At 68.7% G+C, this 20768-nt stretch carries 20 protein-coding genes; 5 read left to right on the plus strand and 15 right to left on the minus strand.

Features of this window, described 5'->3' with window-relative positions:
* The first annotated feature begins 92 nt into the window (after positions 1-92).
* Positions 93-1241: a molecular chaperone DnaJ gene (gene dnaJ, locus B0684_RS03770; protein ID WP_018169152.1), complete on the plus strand. Its 1149-nt coding sequence runs from the start codon at positions 93-95 to the stop codon at positions 1239-1241.
* Positions 1242-1574: 333 nt separating this feature from the next.
* Here dnaJ and B0684_RS03775 read toward each other — a convergent pair whose 3' ends face one another.
* The 3 genes from B0684_RS03775 to epmB all read right to left on the minus strand — a co-directional run bounded on the left by B0684_RS03775 (position 1575) and on the right by epmB (position 6674).
* Complete coding sequence (locus B0684_RS03775; RefSeq protein WP_018169151.1) at positions 1575-3647, minus strand: EAL domain-containing protein; 2073 nt, start codon at positions 3645-3647, stop codon at positions 1575-1577.
* A gap of 4 nt (positions 3648-3651) precedes the next feature.
* Positions 3652-5541, minus strand: coding sequence for a hypothetical protein (locus B0684_RS03780; protein ID WP_018649685.1), 1890 nt, complete (start codon positions 5539-5541; stop codon positions 3652-3654).
* Positions 5542-5630: 89 nt separating this feature from the next.
* Positions 5631-6674 (minus strand): EF-P beta-lysylation protein EpmB, encoded by a 1044-nt coding sequence (epmB, locus tag B0684_RS03785; RefSeq protein WP_018169149.1) that lies wholly within the window; start codon positions 6672-6674, stop codon positions 5631-5633.
* Between the two features lie 77 nt (positions 6675-6751).
* On the opposite strand from epmB, the gene efp reads away from it, so the two are divergent.
* The 3 genes from efp to dacB all read left to right on the plus strand — a co-directional run bounded on the left by efp (position 6752) and on the right by dacB (position 9876).
* Positions 6752-7315, plus strand: coding sequence for an elongation factor P (gene efp / locus B0684_RS03790; RefSeq protein ID WP_026182087.1), 564 nt, complete (start codon positions 6752-6754; stop codon positions 7313-7315).
* 25 nt (positions 7316-7340) lie between these two features.
* Positions 7341-8300, plus strand: coding sequence for an EF-P lysine aminoacylase EpmA (gene epmA, locus B0684_RS03795; RefSeq protein ID WP_018169147.1), 960 nt, complete (start codon positions 7341-7343; stop codon positions 8298-8300).
* A 166-nt stretch (positions 8301-8466) separates the two neighbouring features.
* A complete protein-coding gene (gene dacB, locus B0684_RS03800) occupies positions 8467-9876 on the plus strand; it encodes a D-alanyl-D-alanine carboxypeptidase/D-alanyl-D-alanine endopeptidase (RefSeq protein WP_416200030.1) in 1410 nt (469 codons plus the stop codon).
* Positions 9877-9955: 79 nt separating this feature from the next.
* Here the strand turns inward: dacB and B0684_RS03805 are convergent, their stop codons facing one another.
* Positions 9956-10525: a hypothetical protein gene (locus B0684_RS03805; RefSeq protein WP_018169145.1), complete on the minus strand. Its 570-nt coding sequence runs from the start codon at positions 10523-10525 to the stop codon at positions 9956-9958.
* Positions 10526-10592: 67 nt separating this feature from the next.
* Positions 10593-11144: a hypothetical protein gene (locus B0684_RS03810; protein WP_018145353.1), complete on the minus strand. Its 552-nt coding sequence runs from the start codon at positions 11142-11144 to the stop codon at positions 10593-10595.
* Positions 11145-11303: 159 nt separating this feature from the next.
* Between B0684_RS03810 and B0684_RS03815 the strand changes: the two genes are divergently transcribed.
* Entirely contained in the window at positions 11304-11777 is a 474-nt protein-coding gene (locus B0684_RS03815) for a Z-ring associated ZapG family protein (RefSeq protein ID WP_018145354.1), read from the plus strand.
* 277 nt (positions 11778-12054) lie between these two features.
* Here B0684_RS03815 and B0684_RS03820 read toward each other — a convergent pair whose 3' ends face one another.
* The 10 genes from B0684_RS03820 to B0684_RS03865 all read right to left on the minus strand — a co-directional run bounded on the left by B0684_RS03820 (position 12055) and on the right by B0684_RS03865 (position 20758).
* Entirely contained in the window at positions 12055-12450 is a 396-nt protein-coding gene (locus tag B0684_RS03820; protein WP_018145355.1) for a hypothetical protein, read from the minus strand.
* A 91-nt stretch (positions 12451-12541) separates the two neighbouring features.
* Complete coding sequence (locus tag B0684_RS03825; RefSeq protein ID WP_018169144.1) at positions 12542-13267, minus strand: glycosyltransferase family 2 protein; 726 nt, start codon at positions 13265-13267, stop codon at positions 12542-12544.
* Positions 13268-13274: 7 nt separating this feature from the next.
* On the minus strand, positions 13275-13997 hold the full coding sequence (fabG, locus tag B0684_RS03830) for a 3-oxoacyl-ACP reductase FabG (RefSeq protein WP_018649688.1): 723 nt from the start codon (positions 13995-13997) through the stop codon (positions 13275-13277).
* On the minus strand, positions 13994-14455 hold the full coding sequence (locus B0684_RS03835) for a hotdog family protein (RefSeq protein WP_018169142.1): 462 nt from the start codon (positions 14453-14455) through the stop codon (positions 13994-13996). Before B0684_RS03835 ends, fabG begins: the two co-directional genes overlap by 4 nt.
* A gap of 30 nt (positions 14456-14485) precedes the next feature.
* Positions 14486-15265, minus strand: coding sequence for a beta-ketoacyl synthase chain length factor (locus tag B0684_RS03840; protein ID WP_018169141.1), 780 nt, complete (start codon positions 15263-15265; stop codon positions 14486-14488).
* Positions 15262-16449 (minus strand): beta-ketoacyl-ACP synthase, encoded by a 1188-nt coding sequence (locus B0684_RS03845; RefSeq protein WP_018169140.1) that lies wholly within the window; start codon positions 16447-16449, stop codon positions 15262-15264. Before B0684_RS03845 ends, B0684_RS03840 begins: the two co-directional genes overlap by 4 nt.
* Positions 16450-16516: 67 nt before the next feature.
* The gene (locus tag B0684_RS03850; protein ID WP_018169139.1) at positions 16517-18922 is read right to left on the minus strand and encodes an MMPL family transporter; all 2406 of its coding nucleotides are present in this window, start codon (positions 18920-18922) and stop codon (positions 16517-16519) included.
* Positions 18923-18925: 3 nt separating this feature from the next.
* A complete protein-coding gene (locus tag B0684_RS03855) occupies positions 18926-19471 on the minus strand; it encodes a LolA-related protein (protein WP_077276965.1) in 546 nt (181 codons plus the stop codon).
* A gap of 58 nt (positions 19472-19529) precedes the next feature.
* On the minus strand, positions 19530-20429 hold the full coding sequence (locus tag B0684_RS03860; protein ID WP_018169137.1) for an LpxL/LpxP family acyltransferase: 900 nt from the start codon (positions 20427-20429) through the stop codon (positions 19530-19532).
* A complete protein-coding gene (locus tag B0684_RS03865) occupies positions 20426-20758 on the minus strand; it encodes a hypothetical protein (RefSeq protein WP_018145364.1) in 333 nt (110 codons plus the stop codon). Before B0684_RS03865 ends, B0684_RS03860 begins: the two co-directional genes overlap by 4 nt.
* Positions 20759-20768: the final 10 nt, after the last annotated feature.

The following is a 20768-nucleotide window of genomic DNA, read 5'->3' on the forward strand; positions in this document are numbered from 1 at the left end:
CCGGAACTGTTTGAACGCCGCGCCCGGGGTACTCGTGACTCCGGGCGTTTGCGTGAAGGCATTCCGCGTTCGCGCGCACGAATCAGCAGGGAATGACCATGTCACAACGCGACTATTACGAGGTGCTGGGCGTCTCCAAGGACGCCTCGGCCGCCGATATCAAGAAGGCCTTTCGCCGCCTGGCGATGAAGCACCACCCCGACCGCAACCCCGGGGATGCGGAGGCCGAGGCCAAGTTCAAGGAGGCGCGCGCCGCCTATGACGTCCTCAGCGACGACCAGAAGCGCGCCGCCTACGACCGTTACGGCCATGCCGGCGTGGACGGCTCGGCCGGGGGTTTTGGCGGGGGCGCCGGGGCCTCCAACTTCAGTGACATCTTCGAGGACATCTTTGGCGATATCTTCGGAGGTGGCGGGGGCGGCCGCGGGCAGCGGGCCTATCGTGGCTCCGACCTGCAGTACAACCTGGACCTGACCCTGGAAGAGGCCGTGTTCGGCACCGAGGTGAAGGTCCGTATCCCGACCACCGTCAGCTGCGAGGCCTGTGATGGCTCGGGCGCCGAGCCGGGGACCTCGCCGGAGACCTGCCCGACCTGTAATGGGGTCGGCCAGGTGCGCATCCAGCAGGGTTTCTTCTCGGTGCAGCAGACCTGCCCGCGTTGCGAGGGCGCGGGCAAGGTCGTCTCCAGCCCCTGCAAGTCCTGCCACGGCAAGGGTCGAGTGCAGGAGCAGAACACCCTGGACGTGAAGATCCCGGCCGGGGTGGACAGCGGTGACCGCATCCGCCTGGGAGGCCAGGGCGAGGCCGGCATGAACGGCGGCCCGCCGGGTGATCTGTACGTGCAGGTGCGGGTCAAGCCGCACAAGTTGTTCCGGCGCGAGGGCTCGGATCTGCACTGCGAGGTGCCGGTGTCGTTCGCCACGGCCGCTCTGGGCGGCGATTTGGAAGTGCCGTCGCTGGATGGCCGGGTCAAGCTGAAGGTCCCCGCGGAGACCCAGACCGGCAAGCAGTTCCGGGTTGGTGGCAAGGGCGTGAAGTCCGTGCATGGCGGCGGGGTCGGTGACCTGATCTGCCGCGTGGTGGTAGAGACGCCGATCAACCTGACCAAGGAGCAGAAGCAGCTCCTGCGCCAGTTCGAGGAGTCCACCCAGGCTGGCGGTACCAAGCACAGCCCGCAGGCTCACTCCTGGCTGGACGGCGTTAAGGGGTTTTTCGAGGACCTTAACTTCTGGTCCAGGTAGTCCCGCAGGGCAAGACCATGGTTCGCACAGGCCCCGGTATTCACCGGGGCCTGTTGCGTTGGGGGCGTGCTCAGCCCTCCATAAAGTCCCTCGCTCTGCGGACTCGACTTTCGTGCCAGCCAACTCGGAGTTCACGGAGGAAAACGCTGTGCAGGAAGACGGGATGGGCGGCCGCATACTCGCCGCCGCAGCCGGGCTTCCCTGCGCGGTCGCGAGCCCGGTTCCTCACACCCCAGGGTCTAGCTGTGAATCGCCCTTGACCTGCCCGGCGCCGTGTTCTCTGCGCGTTCTGTGGGAGAAGCCGGAGTCCGCGAGGTCCGCGAGGTGGGGGGCTCAGGTCGAGGCGAAATCGAAGGTGGGGGCGGGCATCGGTGCCTGCAGGAAGTAGCCCTGAACGAGGTTCACGTTCAGGCTGTAGAGCACGGCGAGCACGCTGGCGTCCTCGACATAGGGCACGATGACCTGCTTGCCCTTGGCATGCGCGGCATCGGTATGTTCGCGGATCAACTGCTGGTTCTCCTCGCTCTCGGCCAGGTTCTTCACGTAGGACGGGTCCAGCTTGATGTGATCCGCCTCCAGGTGCTGCAGGAGCTGGAACGGATTCAGCCCGCTGCCGAAGTCGTCGATGCACAGATGGCCGTGCATTTCCTGCAGCCCGCGGGCGACGTGGATCGCCGGCTTCAGGTGGGTAACCACGGTGGGTTCCTTCAGCTCGACGACCACGTTGTCGGCGGGGATGCGCATGCCGTGCAGGTCGTTGTGCAGCCAGCTGACCACGGAGGGGTCGCCTAGGGAGCCGTTGGTCAGTTTGAGGAAGAACTGGGTGGTCGGGTCTTTCTTTAGCTGTTCCGTCAGCATCTGCAGCGCAGTCTTCAGGACCCAGCGGTCGATGGGTGCCGCCATCTCGGTGCGCTCGGCACTGGGCAGGAAGGCATCCGGCTCGTGGATATGCCCCTCGGCGTCACGCAGGCGCACGAAGACCGAGTAGCGCGGGCGATCGGCACCGTGCAGGTTCACGATCGGCTGATACAGCAGTTCCAGGCGATCGTGTTCCAGGGCGTCCTGAATGCGCAGCTTCCACTGCTGGTCGTTCTGCGCCTGGGTCATCTCGCCCTCTGCCGGGCGGAAGAAGCGGTGGTTTCCGCCCCCAGCCTCCACGGCCTCTTGCAGGGCGCGGTCGGCGTGGGTCAGCAGTTCTTCGGTATCCACCGCCGTCTCGTCGGCGATCACGATGCCGGCCGACAGGCTACAGTTGGTCGAGGCGTTGCCGAGCTCGAAGACACGTCCGGTGACCGCTTCCATCAGACCGTGGATGCGGGCCTCCACCTCGTTGCGCCGGGTGTCGGGGACCACGATCCCGAAGTGCTCGGCCTCCAGGCGTGCGGCGATGGCCGGGTCGGGAAAGTGATCCTCGATCAGCTTGCCGATATCGGCAAGCAGCAGATCGCTGGCGGACATGCCGACGTTGGCCCGGATCTCGGGGAAACGGTCGACCGCAAGGGTGACCAGGGCGAAGGGCTTTTCCGATTGCGCGGCCTGGCTCTGCGCGGTCTCGATCATCCCGGAGAAGTGCTGGCGGTTGTAGAGCCCGGTGACCAGGTCACGCTGCGAGAGGTAGTCGATCTTCTCGGCCAGCTCCGGATCCTCCTGGGCCGAGTCCAGCAGCACCTGGGTGCAGGCCTCCCCCTCGACGCTGGCGGTGGACAGACGCAGGTTGGCCTCGAACGGCGTGCCGTCAAACGCCTGCAGCTGGAAGGCCTGATGGGTCTGGTCACCTTCCTCGCCACTCTGGAAGCGGCGCAGCAGGCCCTTCAGTTCGTCGCGGCTCTCCGGGGCGATCAGGTCCATCAGCGGCAGGCCTTCCACTTCCTCCGGATCGGCAATCCCGAAGCGTTCACGCCAGGACGCGTTGGCATAGATGTGCATGCCCTCGTGGACGTAGGCGATGGCGTCGCGCGAGTTGTCCAGCAACAGTTGGCAGCGGCGTTCGGACTCCTGCAGCGATGCGTCCATGCGCCCCATCCGCTGGCGCAGCTGGAACTGCTCGGCAGCGCGCACCGCAAGGATGCCGGCCAGTTCGTGCAGTTCGTGATCGACGACGGCATAGGCGCCGGCCTCGTAGTCGTCTATGCGTGCGGGTTCGGGGCGCTCGGTCATGATGACCAGCGGGGTACGTCGACCGGATGCGTGCAGCGCCGCGTCGACGTGTTCCCGGGTCAGGGCCAGGCCGGGTTCGATCAGGACGATCACGTCGAAGCGCCGGCCCTCCAGCGCCTCGGCCAGGGCGTCGCTGCCGGATACCTGCTCCGGCCGGATCGCGCTGCCGCGGGTCCGGATACTGCTGATGACCTCTTCAGCCCGGTTCGGGTTGCTGGTCACGAAGAGCGTGCGAATCGTTTCGTTCATGGGGCTAGTCGTCGCGGTTGCGGGTAGTGAATGGCGGTCCGTCGTCATCCGCGATGGCCGGTCCGTCGGCGATGTCGGGCGTCTCGCCGGCCGGTTGGTGGACCTCCAGGCCGGTCATGCGGCACCCGACCTCGGTAAACAGAGTAGTGCCCGTGCGCTCGCTGTCCAGTTCCAGAACACGGGCGCGCCTGTTCAGCCAGCAGACGACGCGTTGTTCATGATCGAATACCTGCGCCGGCAGGAACAGTACTGCCCCGTCGGCATCGGTGCGCTGCGGGGCGAACAGTCCTGATTGCGGGACGCCCGCCGCCATGCCATTGCGGAAATCCTGAATCTGCATGGGCAGGCAGCGATCGGCGAGAAATTCCACGCCGATGCTGATCAGACTGCCGGCCTGGTCGTCGAAGCGAATCCAGCGCAGAACCCCGATGGTCCAGCGATGGCCATCCACGGCACGCAAGCCGACGAGGTCCCCGATCAGCAAGGGCTGTTGGGGGTTGTCCAGGCGCAGACGCACGCCGCCGGCGCCGATGTCGTCCACCTGCCAGTGTTCCGGAGGGTGACGCTTGGTGATCGGTCCCGTGGATTCATCGCGGGCGGCGATCTCGAGTCCGCGCCCGACATCTTCCCAGGCGGTCGCGGCGGTATTCGGCGTGTCGTCCGCCAGTGGTTGCAGGTCGCGCTCGCGGTCGGAACGGTGCGGGCTGTCTACCAGGGCGAGATCCGAGCCGCGCAGCGCGGCCTTCGACATTTCGAACACGCTGACGCCGCGGTCGTGTTCTTGCAGGGATTTCAGGCTGGTCTCCGGCGCTTCCGCTGCCCCGGTGGTCTCGGTCTCGGTCTCGGGCGCGCGCCGGCTGTCCATTTCCATCAGCAGGAAATCATGGATACGTTCCAGGCCCATCACGCAGATCCGCTGCAGGTCGCTGGCGCTCTCGCGACTGTGACGGCGGGTCGGCAGGTTCGACCACAGGCGCAACAAGTGTTCGGCCAGCGGCTGTCCCTCGCCGCGGCGGCGCGGTTCCAGGTCGTCGGGGCGTTCACGAAGGGCGTCCAGCGCCGGCGTCAGCTCAATGAAGCAGGCGGGTTCGGTGGCCGGTGTCCCGCGCAGGACCAGGCCCGGGGCGTGGTCGCGGTCGAGATTGCAGCGCAGTACGGGAAGATCGGGGTGTTGTTCCGGGTCGGGGGCGGCGGTGCAGGCGAGGGGCAACGTGTTGGCCCAGCGAGCCAGCAAGTCCATTTCGCCCATCTTCAGCGCATTGGGATCGGTGCTGCCCAGTATCATCAGCCGTGCGCTCATGGCTTCGATGCGGTCCACCTCCAGCGGGCCGAAGCGCTTGTCGGTGGCGGGCCGCTCGTCGGCGATTCCCTGCTCACGCGCCAGGCGCAGCACATCGAACAGCCGCTGCCAGTGGCCAGGCGGCACGGACTGGTACAGCCGCCAGTGGTGCACGCTCAAGGCCCCCAGCAGGGCGACTGCGGCCTGCAGGGGTGCTGTCAGGCGTTTCGCGTGGCGGTTGTCGTGCGCGTCCGCGCGTTCGCGGACCACCAGCAGCTCCGCGGTGAGGAGGGCGCGCACGGCGGCGCTGTAAACATCGGCGCGCTTGCGGCTGCGGTTGCCCAGCGGCAGGGGCCGCTGGCGCAGCAGTCGCTCCATGGCCGGGAGTAGCGGCAGGAGATGATCTTCCAGTATTGCGACCAGCGTGGCTCGGGTTCCGGGGCGAAGTACGATCGCGTTCAGCCCGTCGAGGGCCTCGCGGATGCGCTGGATGCCGAGCTCCGGCTCGCTGCCGGGCAGCTCCGCACACCAGGCGTCCAGTGTTTGCGGGGTCTGGTGGGGGAAGCTGTCGGGACCGGCCGGTTGGGTGGGCAGCTCGGGCAGGGCTTGCAGCATGGGCGTGTCCAGTGGTTGCTGGGCCGGTTGCAGGATTCTGGCGCTACTTTAGCAGCAAACCGCGCAATCGGTGTGGGTGCCGGTGGGGCTCATTCATGCGCGGGAAACGGTGTCTGCAGGGTCTTGCCGGGTTCTCCGGCGATCTCGCGCGCCAGTCGCGGGACCAGGTAGCCCGGCAGGCGGGCGTGCAGGGCGCGGTAGAGTTCGCGCGCGCGGGCGTCCGGTACCTCGAAGTGGGCTGTGCCGCGGGTGCGGTCGAGCTGGTGCAGGTAGTAGGGCAGCACGCCCAGGCGGAAGCCGGCCTCCTGGAGTTCAATCAGGGTCTCGGTGTCGTCGTTGATGCCGGCCAGCAGTACCGCCTGGTTGAGGAGCGTGACCCCGGCGGCGCGCAGGCGATCGATCGCTGCATCGGCCGGTGCGGCGAACTCGCGCGGGTGATTCGCGTGCAGCACCAGGATGTGCTGCAGACGGCCCTTGCCGAGCCAGGCCAGCAGGCGGTCGTCGACCCGTTCCGGCAGCACCACCGGCAGGCGTGTATGGATGCGCAGGCGCTCGAGGTGCGGGATGTTTCCGAGCCGGTCCGTCAGCCGTTCCAGGCGGGTATCCGACAGGCTCAGCGGGTCGCCGCCGCTGAGGACGACCTCGCGGATGTCCGGATGCGCCGCAATGTAGTTCAGCGCGGGTTCCCAGTCGTCCCGGGCCGGATTGTGGTCGGCATAGTCGAATTCGCGGCGAAAGCAGTAACGGCAGTGGATGGCGCAGGCCCCGGTGGTCAGCAGCAGGGCACGGCCGTGGTACTTGTGCACCACGCCGGGGGCGGCCAGCGCGTCGTGGTCGCCGACCGGGTCACTGACGAACCCCGGGGACTCGATGGCCTCGCGCGCGTCCGGCAGGGCCTGCAACAGCAGGGGATCCCGTGGGTCGCCGGGGCGGATGCGGGCCAGGTAGCTCTCCGGGATGCGGGTGCGAAACAGCCGGTGCCCGGCCTGCATGCCCGGCAGGGACTCGGGCGGCAGTCCCAGGCGTGCGGCCAGGGTCTCGGGATCGGCGATCGCGCGCGCCAGCGCCTGCTGCCAGGCCGGTGTGGATGCCGGTTCGGCTGGCTGGGTTCCGCGCGCCTCGCGCGTTATCATGACGGGCTTTGTGGGCATGAATCGTTTCCGGACGGGGCGGCATGTCCGCGCCACGCATCATCGAGGGACAGCGCGTAATGGCAACCTACAGTACCAACGAATTCAAGGCCGGTCTCAAGCTCCTGCTGGATGGTGACCCGCAGGCCATCGTGGAGAACGAGTTCGTCAAGCCGGGCAAGGGCCAGGCCTTCAGCCGGGTCAAGCTGCGCAATCTGCGTACCGGCCGGGTGCTGGAGAAGACCTTCAAGTCCGGCGAGTCGGTGGAGGCCGCCGACGTGATGGATACCGAGATGCAGTATCTCTACAACGATGGCGAGTTCTGGCACTTCATGGTGCCGGACACCTTCGAGCAGTATGCCGTCGGCGAGGCCGCACTGGGTGATTCCGGGCAGTGGCTGAAGGAACAGGATATTTGCACCGTGACCTTGTGGAACGGCGAGCCGCTGTCGGTGGTGCCGCCGTCCTTCACCGAGCTGAAGATCACCCAGTGCGATCCGGGCCTGCGCGGTGACACTGCGCAGGGCGGCACCAAGCCGGCCACGCTGGAGAGCGGCGCGGTGGTCAAGGTCCCGTTGTTCGTCGAAGAGGGCGAGACGGTGAAGGTGGATACCCGCAACGGCGAGTACGTCTCGCGCGTGTGAGCCGGACCCCGGCAGGCCCTGCGACATGACCGACTGGCGTCCGGGTGCGGCGCCGGCCCGCGCGGCGCGCGCCCGCCTCCTGGCCGGGTTGCGGGCGTTCTTCGCGGCCCGCGGGGTGCTCGAGGTCGAGACCCCGATCCTGAGCCGGGGCGCGCCGCAAGATCCAATGCTGGAGAGCTGGGAGGCGCAGGCGCCCGGCGGCGAGCGCGGCTACCTGCAGACCTCGCCGGAATACCCGATGAAGCGCCTGCTGGCGGACGGCGCCCCGGATATCTACCAGATCGCACGGGTGTTCCGCGGCGGTGAATCCGGCCCGCGGCACAACCCCGAATTCACTCTGCTGGAGTGGTATCGCCTGGGCCTGGACCACCACGCACTGGCGCGCGAGGTGGTGGCCCTGATCGCGGATCAGGCCGCGCAGTCTCCCGACTGGCACGCGCCCCGGGGGTGCGAGGCGATCGCCTATGCCGATCTGTTTCGCTCGACTTTGGGAGTGGACCCGGCGGAGACGAATGCCGCGGAGCTGGAACGGGTCGCGGGGGACCACGGGCTGGTCATCCGCGGCGGGCTGGATCGGGATGGCTGGCTGGATGCCCTGATCAGCCTGGTGATCGCGCCGGGCTTCCCGCCGGACCGGCTGACAATCCTGTTCGACTACCCCGAGAGCCAGGCCGTCCTCGCGCGCCCCTGCGCGGACCGGCCGGGCTATGCCGCCCGTTTCGAGCTCTACTGGGGCGACCTGGAGCTGGCCAACGGCTATCACGAGCTGACCGATCCGGTGGTGTTCCGCAGCCGTCGCAAAAGGGATATCGCGATCCGCCGTGCGCGTGGTCAGCCACTCCCGCCCGCGGATCGGCACCTGGAGGCGGCACTGGAGGCCGGGCTGCCGGACTGCGCGGGCGTGGCCCTGGGCGTGGACCGGCTGCTGATGCGTCTGTTGGGGGTGTCGCGTATCGATCAGGTGATCGATTTCCCCTGGGCGTGACGAAGCCCACCCGGAGGGCTTGTCGCGGCCGGGATGGCGGCACACTATAGGGGCCGTTGCCGAAGGCTCTCATGCAGGATGGCTGGTCTCAATGTCCCCTTGTCGTTTTTCGCGTCGCCCCGGGCCCCGGTCCGGACCTTCCTGGTGTTTCGTATCCGTCGCTTTGATCCTCTTGTTGTGGCTGGCACCGCTGGCCGCACAGGCCCAGTTCGAGCATCTCCCGGGACCGCTGCAGCGGGCGATCGACAGCCAGCGTCTGCCGCCGGCAAATGTGGGCCTGTGGGTACAGCGGATGTCCGATGGCGCGGTCCTCGCGCGCCTGAATGCCGATCAGCCGTACAACCCTGCCTCCACCATCAAGCTGGCTACCTCGCTGGCGGCCTTGCACGAGTTGGGGCCGGAATACACCTGGACCACCGAGGTGTGGGCTACGCGACCGGTGCGCGACGGTGTATTGCGCGGCGATCTGGTGATCCGTGGGACCGGCGACCCCGGCATGGTCAGCGAGGAGCACTGGCGCATGCTGGGGCAGTTGCGTCAGACCGGGCTGCGGCGCATCGAGGGCAACGTCATCCTCGACGCCTCGCATTTCGAACTGCCTCCGGGCCATCCGGCCGCATTCAATGACCAGCCGCTGCGGGCCTACAACCAGCTGCCCTATGCCCTGCACGTAAACGCCAACGCCCAGCGCTTCCGTGTGCGGCCGGAGCGGCATGGGAACGGGATTGACGTGACCGTGGATCCGCCGCTGCCGGGGCTGACGATCGAGAATCGCCTGCAGCCGTCGCGTGGCAGCTGCGGGGCCTGGCAGCGGGGAATTCGCTTTGACGCCGACCCCGAGGCACAACGCGTGACCCTGTCCGGCGAGTACCCGGTTAACTGCGGGGACTACGAACTGCTGCGTACGGTCCTGACGCCGGAGGCCAATCACGCCGAGATGTTCCGTCTGCACTGGTCGCAGTGGGGTGGTGAGCTGACCGGCGACATTCGCCCCGGCGTGCTGCCGGTGCTGTACGACGAACCGATCCTGCGTCATACCTCGCGGCCGCTGGCGGATCTGATCCGGGTCTCCAACAAGTGGAGCTCCAACGTGATGACCCGCCACCTGCTGCTGACCCTGGGGGCGCGTCACTTCACCCCGCCGGCCACGCTGGAGAAGGGGCAGCAGGCCCTGCTGGAGTCGCTGCGCGGGTTGGGGGTCGAGGTGGGTGGCATGGTGGTCGACAACGGGTCGGGGCTCAGCCGCGACACCCGCATGACCGCGCGCCAGCTGGGCCAGATCCTCGAGGGCGGATGGCAGCACTCTCACCGTCCGGAATTCCAGTCCTCCCTGGCCCTGGCCGGGCTGGACGGGACCCTGCGCAATCGCTTCCGCAACGGCAGCCAGCGCGACCTGCGCGGGCAGATGCACCTGAAGACGGGGCACCTCAACGAGGTCTCTGCGGTCGCCGGCTACGTGCGCACGCAAGGTGGGGACGACCTGGCCGTGGTGGTGCTGGTCAACGACCCCCGCGCGCATCAGGGCCTCGGCCGGAACCTGCAGGATGCCGTCCTGGAGTGGGCCCACCGCCTTTGACGCCCGGCGTTTATCCACCACGAAGCGCGCACGAAGGGTTAGGTTCGCGCGCTTCGTGGTCAGAGGGCCTTGATTGACCTCAGGGTGAGTCGAGCTTCCAGTTGGACATGATCGGGAGGCGCGAGACATCGACCTCCAGGGCCGTCAGCCAGTGCGCGACCATGCGGTTGGAGTTGTTGCGCAGGGTGTAGGCCTCGGGGTGTTCGACAAAGGCCATGTCCCATTCTGTCGATACCTCGCGGTCATCGTGGCCCGCCTGCCAGATTCCCTCCAGCGCCTCGCGCAGTGCCGTGACCCTGGCCCCGGGGACCGTCAGCAGATGCAGTTCTTCCAGCGGCACGCGCAACTGGGTCGCCGTCGCGTCTTCCAGGTTGGAGCCGGTCAGGGATTGCCGGCCGAGGCCCGCCCGTGTGGGCAGGAACAGCCCGGCCAGCCCCTGCAGGGGGTTGATTCGCCGCTCGACGTAAAACGACCAGTCGCCGTAGGAATAGCGCAGCCAGGCGTCCGGGGTCGCGGTCGGCAGGACCAGACTGGAGTGATGGCCGTGGTCCAGGAGTGCCACAGTGACCGGGTCTTCCGGTTCGGCCGGCGGCTGCAGGGTGACTGCGGCGCAGCCTTGCAGGAGCCACAGGGCAATTACGGCCAGCATCAGATGCTCGAGGCGGAGCGTGCCTCGGCGGCGTGGCCTGCAAATGCTGGAATGGCGCACGGGTTGGTCAGTGGTGCTCGAGCTTGCCCAGCTCCGAGAGGATCGAGAGCACCAGCGACTCGCCCTGGGCGTCCATGCCGCGGCACAGCACATCCGGGTCACGCTCGCCGTCCACCAGGCGCTTGGTGATGCCACCGAGGCGCGCCATGTCGCCCCCGGCCCGGCTCATCTGTTCGGCCATCTGCGACAGCCAGTGCAGCGACTGGGCGTCTCCGTGGGCCGCGCCGTGGATCATCTGGGCCAGCCCCGGTGCGGCCTGCGCCGGATCGCCGCTTTGCTCGGGGTCCGGCAGGGTGGAGGGATCCTGCAGGCCGGCCAGGATCGCCGTCAGGATCACCGTGTCCTCGTCGTCCAGCCCCTGCAGCAGGGACGTGTCGCGTTCGCCTTCGAGCACGCGGCGGATGCGCAGGATCAGCTCGCCCCAGCCGGCCTCGTGGGCCTGGTTCAGCACTGGCTCCAGTTCGCGGCGGGTCTCCGGGTTCTGGGTGGCCTGCACCACCAGGTTGATCAGGCCGGCCTGGGCCTGGCGGATCTGCTGGGCATGTTGCGGTTCGATCATGGTGGGTCTGACTCTTGGTTGTACGGCGGATTGAAACGGCTTCCGGGGGCCTTCCTGCGTGGTTCCGGTGTCCCTGTTGTGGCGAGGTTAGCATGCCCGGCAGTGCGTTCGGCGAGGGCCTGCGGCACAATGGCGGCTCCATTTGCAGAGGATGTCGTGGTGGAAGAACAGACAGCAGTGGGGCTGTGGGTGGCCCTCGGGATCCTGGCCATCGTGGTTGCCGCCCTCGTGGGTTTCTGGGTGGGCCGCGTCACCAGTGACGAGCGCAAGCTGATCCGCGAGCTGGAAGAGGAACTCGACCGGCGCATGCAGGAACTGACCCGCTACCGCAGCCAGGTCAACGACCATTTCGATCGCACGGCCACGCTGTTCGCGACCATGGCGGGTTCCTACCGCGACCTCTACCACCACCTGGCGCAGAGCGCGGAGGAACTGGCGGACAAGCCGACCCGTGATCGCCTCGAGGACCGGGCCGGGCAGCTTCTGTCGCACATGACGCGCCGTGACTACGGCGCCGGTCCCGGCGAGGCGGCCGGCGGCGCCAACGAATCGGACGCCCAGGACGACGAGCCGACCCCCAAGAGTTCCGAGGGCGAGGCACGCAAGCCGGACGAACGCCCGCGCCCCGACTGACCCGTGACCGCGGAGTCGGTTTGGGATCACCACGAAGCACAGGAAGGCACGAAGAAAACCTGAAAAGCATCCACCAGGTAGGTGCGAAGACTGAATGATGGGCAAGACCGCAACGGAGGAGCAAGACTCTTCCGTCACCGCATTCCTTCCGATCTCCCCGCCTTCCTGAAAATGCTCTTTTACGGGTTTTCTTCGTGCCTTCGTGCGCTTAGTGGTGAAAGGCCCTTTGCCCTGGACGCACGGCGCCGGGGCGTGCCCGACACGGTGCGGGGTGGGCTCAGAGGGCGGAGATCTGCGCCCGGATCTGGTTGTCCAGGTTCTGGATCCAGTTGTTGTAGTTCGGGTGGATATTGCCGTCCGCGTAGTTCAGGTTGGTGCTGTCCTTGTAGCGAATGCTGTATTCACCCGCCGCATAGGGGATCTCCACTTCGGCGACGTGGTCGCGCAGCGCAAGTCGCCCTTCGAGTAGCCCCGGTTCCACTTCTTCCATGCGCCAGCCTAGCGCCGTTCCGGCGGTGCGGATGGCGCGTTCCATCTGTTCGGCGCTGGGGCGTTCACCCGCAACATCGGTGACCGTGGTATCGCTGACGTTGTGCACGGGGACCGTGCCGCGGCAGCCGGCCAGCGCGATCAGGCTGGCAAACAAGATGACCAGCAACGTCCTGGTATTCATGGCGTTTTCCTTCTGGGATGGGTGCGTCGAGAGTGTAGACATGCGTGCCGGTGGTTTCCAAGGGCGCGGCCCGGAGCGCACGCCGGGGCCTTCAGCGCAACAGGCCCCGCGAGCGCAACAGCCCCAGCGGGCGCATTCCGCGGCGCAGCAGGTGGCCGGCGACCATGGCGATGATGCGCAGGGTGTCCGCGGTCGCGCGGTAATGGCTGGGGCGGTGGTTCTCCGGGTAGATACAGCGTACCGGGACCACCCGCACCGGGAATCCCAGCCGCTCGGCGACGATTAGGGCCTCGCTTTCGAACACGAAGCCGCGCGCCCGGTGATGACGCAGCTCGAGGCGTCGCAATAGCGCCGCGGGATACAGGCGGAACCCCGACTGCGAATCCTGCAGCGGTTGCCCCGAGGCCCAGGCAATCCAGAAGTCCGCCATGCGGTTGCCGAACAGGCGTAGCGGCGGGGTATGTTCGCGGCCCTTGAGTCGGGCCCCCAGGATCAGCCGCTCGGGGGTCTCGCGCCAGGCGGCGATGAGGGCCGGGATCTCCGTGGTGTCGTGCTGGCCGTCGGCGTCCAGGGTCACCACGGCATCGGCCCCGGTGGCCAGGGCATGCTGCATCCCGGCCCACAACGCGGCCGCCTTGCCACCATTCTCGGGCTGCCGAAGGACCTCCGCCTGGCCCTCGATCAGGCTTGCGGTCGCATCCTCGGAGCCGTCGTCCACCACGATCACCCGGTCCACGTGGGCGCGGGCGCCAGTGACGACCTCTTCGATGGTGGCCGCCTCGTTGTGGGCCGGGATCAGGGCAACGACGTGGCTCATGACGGGATCAGGCGAGGGCACCATTGACGCCGATGACCTGACCGGACACGTAGCTGGCGCCCTCGCTGGCGAGGAAGCCGACCACACTCGCGACCTCCGCGGGCTGGCCGGCACGGCGCATGGGTACGACGCTGCGGATGCGGTCGGCATCGAAGCTCGAATCGCTCATCGGGCTTTCGATGATCCCGGGGGCGACCGCGTTGGCGGTAATCCCGCGCGAGGCGACCTCCTGGGCCAGCGAGCGAATGGCACCATGGAGCCCGGCCTTGGCCGCTGCGTAGTTGGCCTGGCCGCGATTGCCGATCTGCCCGGCGACGGAGGAGATCGCCACGACCCGGCCCCAGCGGGTGGTGATCATCGGCAGCAGTAGTGGCTGGGTGACGTTGTAGAACCCGTTCAGTCCGACGTCGATCGGTCGGTCCCACTGCTCGCGGCGCATTCCGGCCAGCGGCGCATCGTCGTGGATGCCTGCGTTATGCACCAGGATCTGCACCGGTTGTTCGGCCGCCAGGGGCTCCAGGGCCTCGCGGCAGGCCCCCTCGTCGGTGATGTCGAACACCAGCACGCGGGCCTGGCCGCCGTCGGCGCGGATGGCCGCGGCTGTTGCTTCGGCCGCGTCGGCATTGCGATGGGCGTGCAGGACCACCTCATGGCCAGCCGCGGCCAGGGCTTGGGCAATGGCGGCGCCGATGGCACCGCTGGCTCCGGTAATCAGGGCGCGTGCAGTCACGGGGTCTTTTCCTCGTCGGCGGGTTGCAGTATCACCGTCGCGCGGGCGCTCAGCACCGGCCGGTCACCGGCGGTGACCCGCAGGTCGTAGATCGAGCTGTGGGTATCCGACAGGATGCGTTCGGCGTGGATCTCGAGCGGGTCGTCGAGGCCGTCGAGACGTTGGACCCGCAGTTGTAGGTTGCGCACGGCCGCCAGGTAGCCGGCCCGGGGCGGGCCGCCATCCGCCAGCAGCGCCCCGTGCACGGCCATGCCCTGGGCGCCGTATTCCAGTGCCGCCAGGGCATGCAGGCCGCCTTCCCCGCGCAGCGGGTTGGCCGGATCCCGGTGGCTGTCGGCACGACAGTGGATGGCGTCGTCGGACCAGGCCTCTACCGAATCCAGCAGGCACATCGCCCCGGCGTGCGGCAGCAGCCGGCAGATGGCGTCGTGATCCAGGGTTTCGGGTCGGGATGGCATGCGCGGGATCTTCCTGATCCAAGCGATTGTTCAGGGCTCGATGCGGATGCTCAGCGACCGGCCCAACGGGGCGTCAAGCGTAACATGGCCGGCCGTGCCCCGGGCCAGTTGCTCCAGCAGGGGCAGGGCGCGTGCCGCCGGGTTGCTCTCGCGCAGGGCCTCCAGCTCGTCAGCCACGCAGCGATCGGCGGTGGCGGGTCCCTTGAGGTCCATCTGCAGCCGCCAGGTGGCGCCCTCCACCGGCCCCAGGCGCAGGGCGACCGCGAACGCATGGTGGATCGGGCGCACGCGGATGAATGTCTCCATCGACGGTACGTCGTAGCAGGTGAGCAGCACCTCGCCACCCTCGCACTGTTGCAGCGTCGCGGCCTCCAGCAAGCCGGCGGCCACCGTGGCGTTGTAGCCGGATACGGCGGTCGCCGGGGCGGGGTTGCGGGTGGCGATCGACCAGTTACCGGCCGGGGCGTTGTGCACCGAATTGTGGAACTGGACCGGCGAGACCACCGGCTCCGGCTGGGTGAGCGCGTCGCAGATGCGATCGATGATGTCCATGTCGCCGGAGGACGAGGCGAACACGCTGCGCAGTTGGCTGCGATCGCTGTCGGTTGTGGCCTCTTCCGCCACCTTCAGGGCCAGGCGAATCGTGGTCGTGGTGCGTCGACGCTCGTTGGCGGGGAGCAGCCGCACGGGTGGGATATTGATCGCGTCACCCGCCAGAGGCGCCGTGCCGGCGAGGATGGCGCGGGCGGTCTCGAAGTCGTCCAGTCCCGGGCCCAGCAGTCCGACCGCATGCAGACCGATGGTGTTCATTGCGGTGCCTCCAGCAGCAGGCTGCAGTTGTTTCCGCCGAACCCGAAGGCGTTGACCAGGACCCGCCGAACCGGGCGTTCCTCGGTCTCTGCCCGTGCATCCAGGCCCAGTTCCGGGTCCGGGTGCCCCAGCCCGGCGGTCGCCGGCACGAAGCCGCCGGCCAGGCTGGCCAGTGCCTGCGCGACCCCCACCGCGCCGGCAGCCCCGAGGGTATGCCCGGTCAGGCCCTTGCTGCCCACCGCGCGCGGGGTCGGGCCCAGGCGGTGGATCAGGGCGTGGGCCTCGGAACGGTCGTTGGCCGGGGTCGCGGTGGCATGCATCAGCACATAGTCGATCTCGTCGCCTTGCCGCCCTGCACGGTCCAGGGCTTGCTGTAGTGCCGTCGCGGCCCCCAGGCCTTCCGGGTGCGGGGCGGACATGTGGTGGGCATCGCTGGATTCGCCGTAACCGGTCAGCCGCGCGCCGTGGGCATTCGCGGAGGGGCGCTCCAGCAGGAAGAAGCCGGCGGCCTCGCCGATGGAGATCCCGGCCCGGTCGCGATCCAGCGGGGTGCAGGGCTGCGCGGCGACCAGCTGCAGGGCGTCGAAGCCGTACAGCGTCATGCCGCACAGGCTGTCGACGCCGCCGACCACGGCGGCGTCGCACAGTCCCGCCGCGATGTAGCGCCGGGCATCGGCAAAGACCTTGGCGCTGGACGAGCAGGCCGTGGAGACCACCATGGCGGGGCCGGACAGGCCGAGGCGGGTGGCAACAAAGTCGGCCAGCGAGAACATGTTCTGGGTGTGCTGGTAGTCGTAGTCCGGTGGCAGGGCCCCGGTCTGCGGGTCACGCCGGTGGTACGCGGCCTCGGTGGCGGCGATCCCGGAAGTGCTGGTGCCCAGCAGTACGGCCACCCGGTCGGCCCCGTGGCGCTCCACTGCAGCCGCCACCGCCTCGGCGAAGCCGTCCTGGCGCAACCCCAGCTCGGCCAGCTGGTTGTTGCGACACAGGAACGGGGCCAGGGCGCCCTCGAGGGCGATGGCTTCCACACCCGGTACGCGGCCGACGTAGGTGTCCAGGTTGACGCGCTCCAGGTCGCAGGCACGCAGTCCGCTGGTGCCGCTGCGCAGGGCCTCGGCGTTGGCGGCGATCCCGGTGCCGGCGGCACTCGTCAGGGTGTGGGCAGTGATGACCAGGGGGTCCATGGACGGGCGTATCTGCGGGTTGTGGCCGGAGGGGGTTCCGGGTGGATTGGGCCAGTTCGGCGTTGCTTCAGGCAGTTTGCCGGCGGCTGGCCTCGGGGGCCAGCAGGGCCGCTGCGAGGAAGGAAAATACCACGCCCAGCACTACCGTGAGGCCCATGGCCTGCAAGACCGGAAGACTGGAAAGGGCCAACAGACCGAACACCACCAGCGTGGACAGTGCGCACACGCTGACCGAGCGCAGGTTGCGCAGGCGCGCCGCGGCATCCCGCAGCGGGCGGCTGAAGAACACGGCGTAATCCAGGCACAGCCCGGTGATCAGCAGCATCGCGATCAGGTGGAACAGCGACAGCTGGATGCCCAGCAGGATCAGTGTGGCCAGGGTCAGCAGCAACCCGGTGCCCACCGCGGTGAGGATGCGCAGGCTGCGTCCCGGCGCCCGGGTGACGGCCAGCAGCAGGAGGGCCACCGCGACCATTCCCAGCGCGAGCCGGTGCAGGGCCTCGACGCGAAAGCCGATCACCAGTTCTTCGGAGGCGCGGAAGAAGTCGATGTGGCGGATACCCACCCCGTCCAGTTCCGGCACGCTGGCCAGAGGTGCGTCTTCGGCCCAGCGGGTCAGGGCATCGGGGTCATGGACGCCCTGCAAGCGCACCCAGGCGATCCAGCCAGTGCCGTCATCGCGGGGCTGGAGCAGGGGTTCCAGGGCATTGCGCAGCGGCCCGTCGGGAAGGCCCTCGGGTTCCAGCAGGTCTTGCTGACGGGCCGTCTGGATGTCGTTCACGAAGGGCTCGAAGGCCCCGTCGCGGAACCCCAACCCTGCGCCCGCCACCTCCAGGCGTTCGCGCAGGGTATCGGGTTCCGGCAACGCGGCTTGACGCTCGCGCTGCAGTGCCCGGCTGGGCAGGACGTTCGCGGCATGGCCGAAGCCGTCCAGGGCCCCGGTCTCGCGCAGGGCCTCCAGGCCCGGTGTCAGGGCCTCGCTGGCGCGCAGGGCCTGTTCCGGCGTGTCGGCGCTGACCAGCAGGGCATGGCGGACGTCCGGCAGCCCCAGGGCGCTGCGCAGGTCCTGGTCGAGCGCAATCTGGTCCTCCGGTACCGGGTGCAGGGCGGACAGGCGATCCTCCCAGGGGAAGGGGTCGGCAGTCGCGACCACGGCGATCGCGGCCAGGGCCAGCAGGGCGAGGCCCCAGCGCGCGATGGCGGGGGGCTGGGCGAGACCCGTGGGCAGGGGCAGGCGCAGCGGCGGCAGGCCCTCGCGCTGCAAGCGGGTGGGGACCAGCGTTGGCAGGATCCAGCGGGTGACCACGGCGGCCACGGCCACGCCAGTCAATACGAACAGCCCGAGCTGGGCCATGCCGGAGAACCCGGTCATTGCCATCAGGGCATACACCAGTACCGTGCTGCCGGCTCCCAGGGCAATGGCGGGCCACAGCTCGCGCGCGACCTGCGGGAGGCGCCCGCCGTCGGCCCGTCCGTCGCCGGACGGTTCACCATCGCCTCGTTGCGCATGGGCGAACAGGTGCAGCGGGTAGTCGAGGGCGATGCCCAGCACGGTGATGCCGAAGGCCAGCGCGATCCCGTGCAGATGTCCGAAGACCAGCGTAACCACGGCCGCGGCGATCAGGATGCCGCTGGCCAGTGGCACGGCCGCCAGCCAGACCGGGTGCGGATGGCGGAACACCGCCAGCAGCAGGAGCGCCAGCGCGACGCTGGCCCCCGCGGTGATCCAGGTGACCTCGCCGCGGATGGTGGCGCGGGAGTCCACCGCGATCACCGCCGGGCCGGCAATCTGCAGCTGAAGATCCGGTTCGGCGAGGTCGCTGAAGGCCGCGTGCGTGCGTTCGATCAGGGCGGCCTGGGCATCCAGGTCCATGCCGTCGGCCGTGCTCCGCAGCACCAGCAGGGCCCGTCCCCGGTCGGGGGTGACCCAGACGCCTTCGGCGCCGGTCGTCGCCTGGCCACCGGTGGCGGCGAGCTGCTCCAGGACGACCCGGACCTCCGCGGTGGGGTCACGCGGGATCAGTTCCCGTGGCAGTTCCGGGACGGCGCTGGCGAGGTCGTCGCGGCGGGCCTCCAGGTGTTCGCTCAGGCGGTCCTGGCTGAAGTGTTCGGCATCGACCCGGGGGCTTAGCAGGTAGCGATGCTCGATCAGGAAATCCAGCGCCGGGTCGTCGGGGTCGAGGCGGCCGTTGTGGATGCCGGCAACATCGGGGGCATCGTCCAGGGCCGCGACCAGTGCATCACTGGCTGCCGCCCGCTCGCGGGCCTCGCCACCGGCGATGGCCAGCAGCAGCATGCGTCCGGCGGGGCCGGCCCCGGGGTCCAGGGCGATCCCGTCCGTGCTGACCGGGTCCGGGGCAAAGCCCTGCAGGTCGGTGACCAGTTCGCCGCGCAGGGTCAGCGTCAGCGTGGCCAGGAGCAGGGCGGCCAGCCAGAGCGTCAGGGCAACGCGGGAGGGGTGGCGGCGCAGCAAGGACTAGTCCGCGTACTGTGGCGGTTCGAAGCGCATGCGACTGTGGTGGCCGCCAGCCTCGATGATGACCAGTTCGTGCAGTTCGCCGCCGGCGCCTCTCAGGGTCAGTTCGGGGACCATGCGGCGCAGGGCACGATCCCGCGGGACGAGCGCGAGGGTCCAGGCGTCGATGTCCCCCGTGACGTCGATCTCGAAGTCGCTCTCCAGGGTCTCGCGGTCGCCGGTCAGCAGGGCGCGGAACAACCCGGCCAGGGTGGCCAGGGCGGGCTGTTCGTTGAGGTCGATCTCGCGGCTGGAGCCGCGACGTTCCAGGGTGAGGGTGTCACCCTCGATGTGCACGGTCTCGCCACGCGGGCCGTCGACCTGGCGGGTAAGGGTATCGGGGGGCTCGAAGGCCAGGGAGCCCGAGCGGGTCTCCGGGAATTCCAGCATCGGGTCGTCGCGGCGCTCTTCGAACGCGAGGGTCGCCGCGCGCTCGGTGGTCAGGGCTTCGAGCAAGGCGCCGAGGGTGTCGTTGGCCAGGGCCGAAACAGGGACGAGAAGACCCAAGGCCAGGATCAGCGTGATGCCGGACTGGCGGATACGCGGGCCAAAGCCGTGGCCTCGCCTATTTGGATGCATCGTCCCAGAAGTCATAGAAATTGAACCAGTTGTAAGGGGCCTCGCGCACCCGCGCCTCGAGGCGATCGGCGTAGCGCTGTACCCAGTGTGCCAGGGCTGCATCGCGCTGCCCGCGTGGGGCCTCGATGGTCTCGGCGAAGGGTTCAAAGACGATATCGTAGCGGTTGCCCCCGCGATAGAGCCCGAAGCACAGGATCACCGGGACCTTGAGCACCGCGGCCAGCAGCAGCGGCCCTTGCGGGAACAGCGCGGTGTCGCCGAGGAAGTTGCAGGCGACCATCTTGTCACTCTCGGCGACGCGGTCGCCCAGCGTTGCGATCAGCTCGCCGCGATCCAGGCACTCGCGGGCCTGGATCAGGGTCTCGGTACGCCCCAGCGGGATCACCGACGCGGCGACCTCGGGGTTCAGGGCCTCCAGGACCTGGGTGATGCTCTGGTTGTGGTCGTTGTACATCAGGACCTTGACCGGAAAGTCGTACTTGCCTACCGCCAGCGCCCGCAAGGCCTCGAAGCTGCCCAGGTGCGCGCCCAGCAGGATCGCGCCGCGGCCACTGTCCACGTGTTCCAGGAAGGTCTCGCGGTTGTGTACCTGGATGTCCAGACAGGCGTCCTTGCCGGCGAGCAGGAAGACGCGGTCGAGGATGACCGCCGCAAAGCAGTGCAGGTGCCGGGCCAAATCGCCCAGGCGCGGTTCGCGCCCCAGGACCCGGCGCAGGTAGTTGCGACTGTGGCGGCGCGACTGCGGTGCGAACAGCAGGAAGTAGGCCGTGATCGGGTAGAGCAGGGTGCGGCTGGCGCGGCGCCCGAGATTCAGGGCCACCCAGAGGATGATGCGCAGGGCCAGGGGCGAGCCCCGTTCCGCCTGCTGAAACCAGCCGCGGCTCATGCGTCCGCGGTGTCGTGAGTCGTGATCAGTTGGCCGGCACAGAAGGTGACGGGGGCCTCGCCATCCGCCGCGAGTACGCGGAAGGCCTGACGGCCGCCGTGTCCGGGCGGATCGATCTCGACCCGGAATGCCGTCTCGGGTCCCAGGGGTGCAAGGAACTTGACCTGGGGGAGGGCCTCGACCGGCCCGAGACCGTGGGCGTGGGCCACCGCCGCGACCTGGTCGAGGATGACCACGCCGGGCACCACCGGGTGACCGGGGAAGTGCCCGGGCAGGGATGGGTGACCGGCCCCGATGCGGCGAATGGTGGACTGGATGAGGGTCTGCATCAGGGCGGGC

It is taken from the genome of Thioalkalivibrio versutus (genome assembly GCF_001999325.1).
GTDB lineage: Bacteria > Pseudomonadota > Gammaproteobacteria > Ectothiorhodospirales > Ectothiorhodospiraceae > Thioalkalivibrio > Thioalkalivibrio versutus.